This window comes from Streptomyces sp. NPDC107538 (assembly GCF_055657445.1).
This window is the reverse complement of record NZ_JBVKAY010000014.1, coordinates 32,599-45,395: the sequence shown is the minus strand read 5'-3', so window position 1 is coordinate 45,395 and position 12,797 is coordinate 32,599. Positions and strand designations below refer to the sequence as shown.

The following is a 12,797-nucleotide window of genomic DNA, read 5'->3' as shown; positions in this document are numbered from 1 at the left end:
TGTGGGGGGAAGGTGCGGAGTCGCCGGTGGACAACGGGGGAGACGCTGACGTCGAGCAGCCGGAACGCGCCGAGAGGGAACTGCGATCGGCCGAGGCCGCGGGGGCCGGGAGCGACTTGCTGACGCGGCTGCTCGTGGAGCTGAGCGACGCTTACCGCAGGCGGTTCTGGAACCTCGGAAACGTCGCTGACCTCGACCGTGCCGTGGCCGGATACCGCCGCGCGGCCGACATCGACCGACACGACACGGCGGAACGCGCCAACGATCTGGCGGTCGTCCTCACCGACCGCTACGACATGACGGGCGACCCCGACGACCTCGACGCCGCGACGGCGGCGGCCGAGACGGCGGTGGCCGGTGTGCCGGAGGGATCGGTGGCCTGGGCACGGTACGCGGCCACCTCGGTGCTGTGTCTGTGGGACCGCTACGACGCCACCGGTTCCCTCGACGATCTGGACGCGGCGATCGATCTCGGCACTCGGGCCCTGGCCGCTCTTCCGCGTGAGGACCGGGCCTGGGCACGGCTCTGCAGCAACGTCGGCATGCTGCGGATGGATCGCCACGAACGCCACGGCACCGACGACGACCTCCAGGAAGCGGTCGCACACGCGCGGAGTGCGACCACGCACGCGTATGAGGACGACCCCGAACTGGGCGGCTGGTACAACAACCTCGGCAGTGCGTTGCTGACCCGGTTCGGCGCGCGGTTCCCCGAACGCGCGATGCCACGGCCGGGCGACTCCGTCGACCTGCGGGACCTGGAGGCCGCTGTCGCGGCGTACCGCAAAGCCATCGAGGTGTCCCCGTGGGGCGTCGCGGGCAGGGCCACGTTCCTGGCCAACCTCGGAAACGCCCTGTCGGACCTGGGCGAGATGTACCGCCTCGGCGAACAGCCGGAGCACAGCCGATCCGCCCTCCTGGAGGCCGTGGACTCACTCACCGAAGCCGTTTCGCTGACCCCGCCCACCGCACCGTATCGGGCGAGCCGGCTGAACGTCCTCGGCGAGGCCTGGCGCGTCATCTGCGAGGAGACCGGCGAGCCCGGCGACGTCGCCATGGCACGCGACTCGCTACGGCAGTCGTGCGAGGCGGGCCTGCTGACCGCTCCCGAGATGACGGTGGCCGCAGCCGACAACTGGATGCGCTGGGCGGTCCGGCGCTCGGCCTGGGACGAGGTGGGGGAGGCCGACGACTACCTGATGCGAGCGGCGGAGACACTGCACCGGGCCCAGTCGCTGCGCCGCCACAGGGAGACATGGCTCGTCGCGTGGCGCGGACTCACCCAGGAGTCCGTATACGCGCTGGCCATGCTGGGACGTACGCCGGATGCGGCGGTTCGTCTCGAACGAGGCAGGGCCGTCCTGCTCAGCGAGGAACTCGGCCTCGCACGGGCGTCGTCGGAGCGGCTGCCGCAGCCGCTGCGCGACCGCTACACCCATGTCCTGGGACGGCTCGGGGCCGCCATGCGGGGCGTCGAGTGACCACCGGAGACACGGCGGACCCGGGCATCACCGAGATCCTTCGCGCCTATGTCGCCGAGGACGACTACCACCGCGCCGGCGCGCTCGTACGGGCACACCCCGAATTGCTGGGCGACGCGGCGGCAGCCGCCCTCGGGCGCATGGCGAACCGGGGTCCGCGCACCGTCCGGAGGCTGGCCGAGCAGCACCTGCTCTTCCTCGACCGCTGCCGTACCGACCTCGACGCGGTCTTCCCCGAGGGGCACCCGGTCATCGACCCGCTGTGCCATGCGGTCGTGGCCGACCACCACCGGGCGGCGGAGCGCGCCGAGACGGACTTCGACGAGGCAGCCTCCCCGACCGACCGTGCGACCGCCGCTGGGAAGTGGACCGCGGGATGGGCCAGAGTGCTGGACGAGGCGGCCCTCGGCGCCGCGCACCCCGCGTTGCGCGCCGCGCTGCTGAACGACGCCGCGCGGGCGTACCTGCTGTGCCACTACGCGGTGGGAGGCGGCGGGCTCCTGCGCCAGGCCGCCGCATGGGCGTCGGAAGCGGTCGCACTGACGCCCACGGCCTCGCCCCGCCTGGCGACCCGGCAGAGCAATCTGGGCCTGGTTCTGCTGGAACTCTCCGAAATCCCGGACACCCTGGAGGCGGCCTCGCACCGCACCACGGCGATGACGCTGCTGCGCCGCGCCGCACGCAGCGCGGCAGTCGGCACCGCGCCATGGGCGGACTGCCACACGCGGCTCGCCCTGGGACGGCTGCACGCGTACTGGGGCGACGGCCGGACGGCCCACCTGGACGCGGCGGTACGCGAGTTGGCCGCCGTATGGGAGGCGGGAGCACGGGAGGCGGACATCGCCCACACCCTCGGCGCCGTACTGCGCCAGCGGTACGAGGCCCATGGCCGGGCCTCGGATCTGGACGCTGCGGTGGGGCTGCTGGCGGCGGCCGCCGAGGCCACCCCGGCCATGTCCCCGCATCGCGTGCGCCGGACGCTGGACCTGGGTGTGGCCCTGCTGAACCTGCACCAGCGCCATCCGTCCGACGCGTGCCTCACCGCGGCGGAGAGTGCGCTGCGCGAGGCCCTGGAGGCGGTGCCGGTGACGTCGCCCGACCGGGCCTCTGTCCTGGGGCACTACTCCGGGTACTGGTATCGCGTGTTCGAAACCGGTGGGGAGCTGGCGGCCCTGCGGGTGGCGCTCGGCCTCGCCAGGGAAGCCGCTGAGGCGTCGGTGGCGCGGACCGGGGAACGCGCGGCGTGGCTGGTCAACCTCGCGGTGGTCAGGGAGGAGATCGCACGGCAGTCCGCCGACCTCGGCCTGCTCGACACAGCGCTCGACACCTTCAGCGCGGCCCTGCGCGCCGATCCACCACCCCCCGTCCGGCGTGCGGCGCTGGCCGGCATCGGGGGCGCTCGGCGCGACCGCTTCGGCCTGAGCAACGACCCCGAGGACCTGCGGCAGGCCGTTCTCCAGCTGGAGCGGGCCACTGCTGACGGCCCGCCGCGCTCACCGGAGGACGTCCGTGTTGCCCTGCTGCTGGCCCTGTCGAGGTTCGAGCGCTATGTGTTCACACAGCCCCCGTCCCGCGAGGCACCCGGCGGCGCACCACCGGCCGCGGACCACCGGGCCGGCCTGATCGCGGCGCTCACCTCCGTCCGCGCCCTGGCACGAAGGCGTACCGTCCTGCTGGACCGGCACCGCGTCCGGGCCACGCTGCTCATCGTGACGCTCGCGGCGGCCGAGGCCGGTCTGGTCGAGGCGTCTCTGCCGGCCCTGCGGCGGACCGTACGGCGCATCCGGGTCGACGCCGCGCGGACCGACCCCGAGACATTGCTGTGGATCGGCTCGCTCTGGGGGCGTTGGGCGAGCGGGGAGGGCCGGCCTCGGGACGCCGCCCTGGGCTACCGGATCGCTGTCGAGACCCTGAACGAGCTGGCCCGGCGTCAGGCGGACCGGCACCTGGGCACCTGGTGGCTGCGCTCGGGTGGCCGGCTCACCGGCGAGGCCGCCCACGCCGCCGCGGCGGCCGGTGACCCACGGGAGGCCGCCCGGCTGATGGAGACCGGACGGTGTGTCCTGCTCAGTGAGGCGCTGCTGCTCAGAGCCGTGCAGACGGGTCCGGCGCCCGCCGGTCTGCCACCCGTCCTGCTGCGGCGGCTGGCGGCCGCCGCCCGTCGGCTCAGGAATCTGGAAGGCCCGGTGACCCGTCCCGCCGACGCACACTGAGCCGCCCGTCGTTCCGCCTGGCCGCACGTCACTCCGGTCGCGCCGCCGCGACATGCGCACGCAGGCCCTGGGAGAAGGTGAGGACGTCACCGACGCGCAGGCGGCGGGCCTGGTCCCGGGGAAGCGCGTGGCCGTTGACGAGCGTGTCGTTGGTCGTGCTGAGGTGACGGATCCAGGCACCCTCGGTGTCCGACCAGACCACGGCATGGCTCCGGGAGACGTTGCCGTAGTCGGAGCCCGTCCACCGGCCGTGTTCCAGCATGCGCTCGGCGAGCGGGCCCGCCGCGGTGGTCGAGCGGCCGACGAGCAGAGGCTCCGGGCCGAGTGCGTAGGAACCCCAGGGAAACACCACCGTCAGGCCCGGCGCGCCGGAGCCGCCGGGCGAACCGGTCGACGCGGGGCCCGCCTCGCGGGACCGTTGCGAGGCCGCCGGGACAACGGCACCGTGCAACGGGCATCGGTGTCCGTCGAGTTCGAGACCGCACCCCGGTTCCGGACAGGTCTCTGCCGCCGGGGAACCAGGCCGGGCGTCATGCGAGGACTCGCGCGCCGGTTCGGCGGGCGCTTCGGGAGGCGGTGCCTTGCGCAGATACTCGCCGCAGTGCGCGCACAGCGAGCTGTCGCCGGGGTCGTCGTGCCCCCGCGGGCAGATCAGGGCCGCCATGTGACACCTTCCATGGTGATGCCCTGCGAGGCGAGGGCCCGTTGGATGCGGGCGGGATCGCCGGGCCGCGGGACGCCGATCAGGAACATCCGGTCCTCCTCGACCTGGAACTGCAGTTCGGCCGGAGGCCCGGGGCCCGGACCGTCCCCGGTCCACGGGCCGTAGCGCCGCCGTCCGAGGTCGGTGAGCGGCACCAACCTCTGGTTCGCAGAGCCGCGCCACCTCCCCCCACCGGCCTCCGCCGCTCGGTAGGGGCCGGTCACCAGGCCGTCCAGCAGCGCGTACGCCTCCGGACAGCGGGCGGCGAAGACATCCTCCTCCAGACCCGTCCAGCACAGCAGGTCCCAGCCGTGGCGGTCCCGGCGTGCGGCGAGACCACTGAGCAACTCGGCGAGCGCGAGCGGCTGTTCGGATGGTTCGCCGCCGCTGAGAGAGACTCCGCCGATGTCCGCGGGCGGCCGGTCGTCGCACCAGTCGAGAATCGTCCGGGTGTCCACCGCGTACTCGGGCCCCGATGCCCAGGTGTCCCGGGACAGACAGCCCGGACAGGCCAGCGTGCAGCCCTGGACCCAGATCCCGAGCCGGGAACCCGGACCGAGCGCCGTCACCGGGTGGTGCAGCCGGGCGACATTGAGGATCATTCGGTGATCAGCCTCCAGTTCTGCCCGTCCTTTTCCAGCCCCCGGACGCGGACGGTGTCCCCGGGCCGACGGGGATTCAGGAACAGCTCCCGGGCCAGGGGGTTGACCAGGATGGCCTCGATCTCCGAGACGATGCCCCGACCGCCGTTGCGCAGATCGAAGATGGCCAGCTCGCGCAGCCGCTTCCGGATCTCGTCCGTGTACTCCACGGTGACCCCGTGCACGCGCAGGACGGTCTCGGTGACCCTGTCCAGCGCACGCTCGGCGATCTGTTCGGTCACCGGTGGTCGCAGGAAGTCGAAGACGACGATGTTCTGCTGGATGCGGTTGTACAACTCGGGACGCCCCAGCAGATAGCGGAAGTACAGCTGCAGGTGCTCCCGCACACGGCTCTCGATGCTCTCCAGATCGTCCTCCGGGGTGACGTTCTCCTTCGGCTTGCCCTGCTCGTCCGCCGTGATCACACCGAGGTTGGTGGTGAACACCAGCAGCGTCTCGGTGAAGTACACGGTGGCACCGCGCCCGTCGGTGAGCCGGCCGTCGTCGAGGATCTGGAGGAACTTGTCCATCAGCCTCGGGTGCGCTTTCTCGATCTCGTCGAAGAGCACGACTCTGAAGGGCTGTTCACGGATGCCGTTGGTGAGCTCCCCGCCCGCGTTGTGACCGACATAGCCGGGGGGCGCGCCGATGAGACGGGCTTCGGAGTGCTCTGCGGAGAACTCGCTCATGTCGAAGCGCAGATACGCCTTCTCGTCGCCGAAGAGGAGCCCCGCCAGCGCCTTCGCCAGCTCCGTCTTGCCCACGCCCGTGGGACCCGAGAAGAACAGCACGCCTCGTGGTTTGGTGCCGGTGCCGCCGGTCTGCGCCCCGGCGAGCCCGGTGACGGACCGGGCGACGATGTCCACCGCCCGGCGCACCGCGTCCGGCTGGCCCAGCACCCGGCGCCCCAACACCTCCTCGGCCCCGGCCAGTCGGCTGCGCAGCGTCGGGTGCTGCCAGGGGTTGTCGGGCACGCCCACACGGAAGGTGCGTACGGCGTCCTCCACGCGCTCCGCCGGAATGCCCGCCACTCGCGCCAGCTCCACCACGTCACGCATCTGCCGCAGTCGCATGCCGTGGGTGGCCTCGGCGAAGCGGCGGGCCAGAGCCGCACGTTCCGCGGGATGCGCGGGGGCGCTCAGCATCCGGGGCATGTACTCCGCCGCCGCCCGCTCACGTGTCCCCAGGTCGGGTTCCGGCACCGCGGTCACCCGCAGGGTGTGGTTGCCCGTGGTGAACCAACTGGGCAGGTCGTTGACGCGGTCCAGCACCCAGAAGATGACCGGATAGCCGACCGCCGTCGGCAGCGCCCGGTAGGCCAGCCGGTCCGCGACGGAGAGGAACAGCCGTTCCTCGGCCGTGCTCTGCTCCCCGGACAGCAACCGGGACGCGTCGGTGACGATCAACGCCACGGGCTCGGCACCTGGAGCCCGCTCGCCGGCCACGGCGACCATGACGTCCCGTAACTGTCCCAGTGACAGATGCTGCCCCAACTCGGCCTCGGCCCGGCCGAGGAGTTCGGTCACCACGCGCGGGACCGCGCCCTCGGGGCGCACCACCCGCAAACCCTCCCCGCCGGCCGAACTCAGTACCGCCGAGTAGTGGCGTTCGGCGAGGACGCTGCCCAGTACGTCGACCAACTCCATATAGCGCTCCCGCCCGTCGAGTTCCGGGTCGGGCAGCAGGTACTGATCGTGGACGTTCCCTGTCAGCAGGATCTGTGGGTGCGCCCCGACGGCCAGCGCCACTTCCCGCACCCACGCGGGCCGGGAGTCCTCCCCGCCCGGAGGGCCGCCACCCTTGTAGGACGCGCCGAAGCCCTGCGTACCGGTCATGCCTGTGCCTCCCGTTCCTGACCGCCACCGCGTTCCCGCCGGGGAACGACTCCCGAGCCCACCCGGGGCACCGGCCGTCGACCGGGTTCCTCCAGGTCGCCCGTGCCGAGGCGCACGTGGTACTGCCCCAGCCCGGCGACCAGCGCGGGCAGCGCCTCGCAGAACGTCCGCTGCGCCCGCCGGTCGGCGCTCTCGCCGCCCTCCGCGTCCGCGCCACGCACGACGATGTGGCGCAGCACCGAACTGCCCTGATCGAAGAGGATCTTCAGCCCGTAGCCGGTGTCGCCGGGCAGCGCGGCGTGGGCTGTGCTCTGGTCCACCAGAGCCGTCTCGAATCCCTCGCCGACGTGGTAGTCGAGGTCGGCCAGCACCTTGGCGAGGGCCCGGGCGGCGATACGGCGGGCGCGCTCCCTGTCGGCCTCGCCGACCGCCCGCTCGACGTCGGCGACGAGACCGGGCGGCATCTCGGCGCACCCTTCCTCGATCACCGCGACCAGCCTGCCCGTCAGCTCCTCGCTCCTCGCGTCCGGTACATCCTCCAGCCTCGCCAGCAGGGCGGCGGCCTGCCCGGCGACCGCCTCGACCGCCCGCCGGGCCCGCTCGGCGGACCGCAGTCGGTCCTCCAGCGAGGCCAGGACACGCCGCGCCTTCTCCTCGCCGGCGGCCGAGGCCACCTCCCGGGCGTCCGCGGCGCACCGCTCCCGTACCGGGGCCGGGGTGCCGGCGGGCAGCCGAGCCAGCAGGTCCGCTGCCCGCTCCGCCAGAGCCCGGCGCCTCTCGGCGGCCGCCCGGGCCTCCATGGCGCGTGCCGCTTCGGTCTGCCCGCTGGTGGCCCCTGCCCGCGTCGTGGGCTCCCGGCGGGTCACCCTGGGGGCCGGACGCGTCGCCAGAGCCGTCAGCTCGTCACGGAAGACCTGGGCCAACTGCGCGTCGAGGAGGCCACGGGCGTGCGCCGCCTGTGCGTCGAGCCGCTCGGCCGCCGCCTCCAGTTCGTCCGCCGTCGCGTGGGCCGGGGGCTCGGACGCGCGCCGCAGCGCGGAGACCGCCCTGCCGTGCGCGGTCCGGCACGCCGCTGTCTCTGTCACCATGGCGGCGTGCCGGACCGCCGCCCCGCGATAGCGCTCCCGGGCGGCTCTGCGCCGGCGCGCCTCGATCTCCTCGGGCGTCTCCACACGGTAGGACGCCGCTCCCATCGAACTCATGGCCGTACCTTCCGTGCCCCGACGACGTGCGTCGGCTCGCGCCCGCTGCTCACCACAGCTCCTGCGGCCGGTCCGGCACGAGGGGCAGCCAGATGTCCAGGGCGGGGAAGACCAGCATGACCAGGACGGCCACGACGACGAGGACCCGTGCCCATGCGACGTCGCCGACCGGCCCACGCCCGCCGGGACGCCTGTCCGCCGCCTTCACGGCGGCCACCAGACAGACGAACGAGATGATCGCGGCCCATACGGCCGTGGACCCCGGATGCTCGCCCGCCCGCCTGTTCGTCGTCAGGAGGGTCTCCCTGAACTCCGCGTCGGGGAGGTAGGGGAACACGATCTCACCGCCGTGGCCGCTCCACAGGGTGGCGGCCACGAGCCCACCCGTGAGCAGCACGATCCAGACCGCCTGCCGCGCGGCCGGGCCCGGACGCCGTCGCCAGAGCACCACCGCCAGCGTCACGGCCGCGAGCGGAACCGCGAGCTGGTACTGCACGGTCGCGGCCACCTGCGCATACCGGTTCATGTCCGGCTCGGGTGTCTCCACGGACCAGGTGAGCCAGGCCGTCGTGGCGGCGTACAGCGCGACGAGCGACGCGACCAGGAACAGCGCGGCCGTGGCCAGGTCGGCGAGGACCACCGCGGAGACCGTCGCCACACGCTTCAGCGAGTCCCTGCCCCTAGTACGCCACCGGTCGCCGACACCGCCCGGTCTGCGGAGTTCCTGAAGACCCTCGGCCGCGGCCAGGCGCAGGAGCACCCGGGCCAGCAGGAGACGAGCAGGCGAGTCCTTGTCCCGTAAAGCCTCCGAGGACAGCCGCATCCACCAGTCGCAAGCCCTCATACGCGGTCTGAGGCGGCGCACGGCCATCCACACCCGCTCCCGGCGCACACCGGCGGGGTCGAGGACGCTGCGCAGACACAGCACCCGCAGATCGCGGTCGTGCTGCAACGAGCCCAGCGCGTCGCGCAGCGTCGCCGAGGCGCCGGTGCCGAGCCGCGTCCGCAGGCCCGTGATCGCCCGCCACAGCTGGGACTCGGTCTCGGGAAGGGTCTCCGCCGCGGTGGCGAGCACCTCGCAGCGGCCCGCGCAGCGGTGATGTCCGGCGGCAGTCGGCGTGGTGCACGGGTGGGTGGCCAGGACCCGCAGGAGTTCGCCGCTGATGAGCGCCACCACCTGCCGGTCCTGGGCCGCGGAGGACGCCGTCAGCGCGCACAGCCCGGCGGCGTCCGCGGGCTGGTCCGCGAACCTCGCCGGCGCGTCCGTGAGGACCGCCGCGCGGAACGCTGCCATGCGCACCGCCGCCTCCCGCGCGTCCTGGGCGCGTGAGGCGACGAGGTCGCCGGGGATGCCGCCGCCGGCGAACTCTCGTTGCAGCCAGGTGCGCAGGTAGGAGAGCCGGTCGTCGGAGAGGAACAGGTCCCGGGCGGCGGGCCAGGACGGGCCGGCCATCGCCTCGGCCAGACTTTCCAGATCGTCGAAGGTCCGTCCGTCCAGCCGGAACGGCTCCCCCGACCCCGCCCGGGTCTCCGCCCGGTGCACCTTCGGGCTGCCGCCCCGCAGCCAGGTACGCACCTGTTCGTGCCCCCAGCGGTGCTCGGGCTCCCGGGTCAGCAGCCCTCGGCACAGCAGCTTCCAGCGGGGGTCGGTGACCCCGGAGAGGTCCACGTCGTGGGTGGTGAGGTACTCGTGCAGCGCCGTGTTGCTGCTCCACCCTCCGCCACCGGCGCAGTTGGGGTTCTCACCCGTCAGCATCTCCGCGACCATCACACCGAGGGACCACCAGTCCTGGGCGGGACGTCGGTCCGCCCGGTGGAAGGTCTCCGGTGCCTGGTACGACCCGCTGCCGGCCTTGATGTCGGTCTGCCGGGTCTCGCGCGCTTCCGCGACCAGCCCGAAGTCGGCCAGGACCGCCTCCAGGGGGCCGTCCGCATGACGCAACAGCACGTTCGCCGGCTTGACGTCCCGGTGCGCGGCTCCCCGGCGCTCGCCGATGCGCAGTTCGGTGTGCAGATGGTGGAGCGCGTCCGTGATCTGTTCCAGCACCTTCCGTACCTGCCGCGGTGGCAACGCTCCTTGATCGCTCAGCAGGGCGTGCAGCGAACCGCCGGGCACGTACTCCAGGACCTCCCAGGGCCATGCGTGACCACCGAAGGCGTCCGGCTCCGCACCGAAGTCGCGCACCCTGACGATGTGCGGGTGGCCGGCATCGCGCAGGCCCCGCATCACCTCGTCCGTACGCCGCTCGGAGCCGTGGTAGAGCTTCACGACCCAGGCGGAGCCTTCCCCTTCGTCGCGTACGAGTTTGTCGCGCACGAGCAGGACGCGGTACGCCTCGCCCCCGGCGGGCAGCGCCCTCACCACCTCGTATCGCTCGGTGATCGCGGCCGGAACATGGCTCCAGCCGCCGTCCCGGCCGCCCGTGGTCCTTCCGCCGGAGCCCTGAGACCGGGTGTCGGCCCGCGTGGCGTCCTCGGGGCGGGTGCCGCCGGACCGGGTATCCCGTCGGGTCGCGTCCCCCGCGCCGTAGTCATGCTCCTTCGAGTCCCTGCGGGTGACGTCCTCGTCATCTCGCGGCTCGCCGATCGGCCCGGATCTCGCACCTGACTCGTCCGTCATGCCCCCACCTGCCCCGTGTGTCACCGAAATCATTCTGAACAGCCCGGTGGCACCCACTTGTCCTTCCCCGAGAGCACTGTAGCGATTCCGAATGCCCGGCTGTCTCGACAATCCGCCGACTCCGACCGGATTATCGCCAGTTGACCGATCGCCCCGTATACGGGAGCAGGGCCGGTCCATACTGGGGGGCTAGCTTCGGCCTAGGGGGAGGACCCGAATTGGACATCCGCCGACTCCCGGCCGAGGAGGTGCCGTGCGCACGAGTACCGGAGCTGCTGCGCCACGCCCGTGCCGCCCTGCCGGGCCCCGGCGCCTCGAAACTGCGCCGCGCGGTGGCCTTGTCGGACCTGTCGCAGGCTCACTTGGCCGGCTACCGCTGTACCGGGCACCACAGGGACTGGGAGGAGTCGGTGACGGCCGGCCGGGAGGCGCTCGCCCAGGTTCCTGAAGGGCGCCCCGAGCGCCGGACGTTGACCGCCAACCTCGCCAGCTGCCTTTCGTACGTACGGACCGTGGCCGCCCAGCAAGAGGCCGTGGAGCTGTGGCTGTACGTACTGGACGGGCTGCGCGCGGGGTCGTCCGCGCACGCGGAGGCCCTCGGTTCCAGCGGACTCGCCCTCCTCGCCCTGCACGAACTGCGCGCGGGGCCGACGGACCTGGAACGCGCCGTCGCGCATCTCGACGCGGCGCTCGCGGGACCGCGCCTCACGGACGCCGTCCACGCCGTCCTCACCATGGGCCTGGGCTGCGCCCTCATGGAGCGCTGCCGCCGTGTCAGCGCCGACCCCGAGGATGCCGCACGCGCCGTACGGCTCCTGGAAGCACTGGAACGGGCGGGCACGGGTCGCGCGGTGGTCGGCTTCGAGGGGGCCCTGCGGACCAACCTGGAAGCCGCACGGCTGGAGTGGTTCCGGGTACGGACCGACAGCGACCCCGGCGCGCTGGACCGGACCGCCGAACCGTCGCCCGGCCCGGACGGCTCCGGGCTGCTGCCCGGCCTCGGCGGCGCGGGTCTCCCCGAGCAACTGTCGGGGACGCGGTCCGCGGTGTCGGCGGCGGTGACCGGCCGACTGCACGAGGCCGACCGGGCCGTCGCCCTGGCTGACCGCGCTCTCGACGGCGTTCCGCCCCACAGTCCCTCGCGCGCGCCCCTGTTGTGCGACGCCGCCCACGGCCGGCTGGGCCGGGCGCAGCGGTACCGCCGTGCCGATCCGGACCGTGCGAACCAGGATCTCCTGGCCGCCCTCGTACTGGCCCGTGAGGCGGAGGAGGTGGCCGTGGGCGTGCACGTCGACGGCGCGCGGACTCTGCTGGCCGAGTGCCTGATCCACCGGTACGTCGAGATCGCCCCGCGTGATCCGCGCGGCCTGGACGAAGCGGTCACCCTCCTCGAACGGGTGCTGGGCTCGCCGGCCCGGCGGCCCGACATCCTCCCCGCCGCGCGCGGCCGCTACGCGGACGCCCTCCTGCTGCGCAGTGCCCGGGACCACACGGCCGAGGACTTCACCCGGGCACTGGAGCTGCGCGCCGAGGCGTCCCGGCGGCTGCCGAAGGGGACCGTGCGCCGGGCGCACGCCGATGCCGCCCTCGCCCAGGTGCTGCTCCTCCGCGCGGACGGCACCGGCCTGAGCGATCACTGGGCCGAGGCGACCGGCTGCTCCCGCCGCACGGTGCGCGCCCTGGCGCAGGTCATGCCGTACGCCGCACTGGACGCGGCCCGCGTCTGGGCCCGGTGGACGTGGCAGAACCACAGGGCGCGCGAATCGGCCGAGGCGTACGACTGGACGCTGCGGCTCCTGTACGGGGTGACGATCACTCAGATCACCCGTGACGACAAGGAGGCCGTGCTCTCCGACGCGTCCGTCGCAGCCCGGCGCGCGGCCCACGCCCACACCCTCGTGGGCGCACCCGGTCCCGCGGCCCTGGCCCTGGAGACCGCCCGGGCGGTCACCCTCGCCGAGGCCCTCGACCGCGACCGCTTCGCCCTGGGCAGGCTGCGGACGGTGTACCCGGCGCTGGCCGACCGGTACGCACGGGCCGCGGCGCGGCTGGACCAAGCCATGGAGACGTACGACGGCACATGAGCGCCATCGAGCGGCGAG

8 protein-coding genes are annotated in these 12,797 nt (G+C 73.4%); 3 read left to right on the top strand and 5 right to left on the bottom strand.

Features of this window, described 5'->3' with window-relative positions; translation table 11 throughout:
- Positions 1–26: 26 nt before the first annotated feature.
- On the top strand, positions 27–1,481 hold the full coding sequence (locus ACZ7MG_RS34795) for a hypothetical protein (protein WP_471389563.1): 1,455 nt from the start codon (positions 27–29) through the stop codon (positions 1,479–1,481).
- Positions 1,478–3,694: a hypothetical protein gene (locus ACZ7MG_RS34790; RefSeq protein ID WP_471389566.1), complete on the top strand. Its 2,217-nt coding sequence runs from the start codon at positions 1,478–1,480 to the stop codon at positions 3,692–3,694. Before ACZ7MG_RS34795 ends, ACZ7MG_RS34790 begins: the two co-directional genes overlap by 4 nt.
- 28 nt (positions 3,695–3,722) lie before the next feature.
- Here the strand turns inward: ACZ7MG_RS34790 and ACZ7MG_RS34785 are convergent, their stop codons facing one another.
- Genes ACZ7MG_RS34785 through ACZ7MG_RS34765 form a run of 5 tightly spaced genes read right to left on the bottom strand, consistent with a single transcriptional unit; the run spans position 3,723 to position 10,695 of the window.
- Entirely contained in the window at positions 3,723–4,358 is a 636-nt protein-coding gene (locus ACZ7MG_RS34785) for an FHA domain-containing protein (RefSeq protein ID WP_471389569.1), read from the bottom strand.
- Positions 4,346–4,999, bottom strand: coding sequence for a 4Fe-4S single cluster domain-containing protein (locus ACZ7MG_RS34780; RefSeq protein WP_471389572.1), 654 nt, complete (start codon positions 4,997–4,999; stop codon positions 4,346–4,348). The genes ACZ7MG_RS34785 and ACZ7MG_RS34780 overlap by 13 nt, the downstream gene beginning before the upstream one ends.
- On the bottom strand, positions 4,996–6,873 hold the full coding sequence (locus ACZ7MG_RS34775; RefSeq protein ID WP_471389575.1) for an AAA family ATPase: 1,878 nt from the start codon (positions 6,871–6,873) through the stop codon (positions 4,996–4,998). Before ACZ7MG_RS34775 ends, ACZ7MG_RS34780 begins: the two co-directional genes overlap by 4 nt.
- On the bottom strand, positions 6,870–8,075 hold the full coding sequence (locus tag ACZ7MG_RS34770; RefSeq protein ID WP_471389578.1) for a hypothetical protein: 1,206 nt from the start codon (positions 8,073–8,075) through the stop codon (positions 6,870–6,872). The genes ACZ7MG_RS34775 and ACZ7MG_RS34770 overlap by 4 nt, the downstream gene beginning before the upstream one ends.
- Before the next feature lie 49 nt (positions 8,076–8,124).
- On the bottom strand, positions 8,125–10,695 hold the full coding sequence (locus ACZ7MG_RS34765) for a protein kinase domain-containing protein (RefSeq protein WP_471389580.1): 2,571 nt from the start codon (positions 10,693–10,695) through the stop codon (positions 8,125–8,127).
- A 218-nt stretch (positions 10,696–10,913) separates the two neighbouring features.
- Between ACZ7MG_RS34765 and ACZ7MG_RS34760 the strand changes: the two genes are divergently transcribed.
- Entirely contained in the window at positions 10,914–12,779 is a 1,866-nt protein-coding gene (locus ACZ7MG_RS34760) for a hypothetical protein (protein WP_471389583.1), read from the top strand.
- Positions 12,780–12,797 lie beyond the last annotated feature (18 nt).

Coding starts and splice junctions, on each gene's coding strand:
- ACZ7MG_RS34785 (WP_471389569.1), bottom strand. CDS start 4,358: ATGGCGGCCCTGATCTGCCCGCGGGGGCACGACGACCCCGGCGACAGC.
- ACZ7MG_RS34780 (WP_471389572.1), bottom strand. CDS start 4,999: ATGATCCTCAATGTCGCCCGGCTGCACCACCCGGTGACGGCGCTCGGT.
- ACZ7MG_RS34775 (WP_471389575.1), bottom strand. CDS start 6,873: ATGACCGGTACGCAGGGCTTCGGCGCGTCCTACAAGGGTGGCGGCCCT.
- ACZ7MG_RS34770 (WP_471389578.1), bottom strand. CDS start 8,075: ATGAGTTCGATGGGAGCGGCGTCCTACCGTGTGGAGACGCCCGAGGAG.
- ACZ7MG_RS34765 (WP_471389580.1), bottom strand. CDS start 10,695: ATGACGGACGAGTCAGGTGCGAGATCCGGGCCGATCGGCGAGCCGCGA.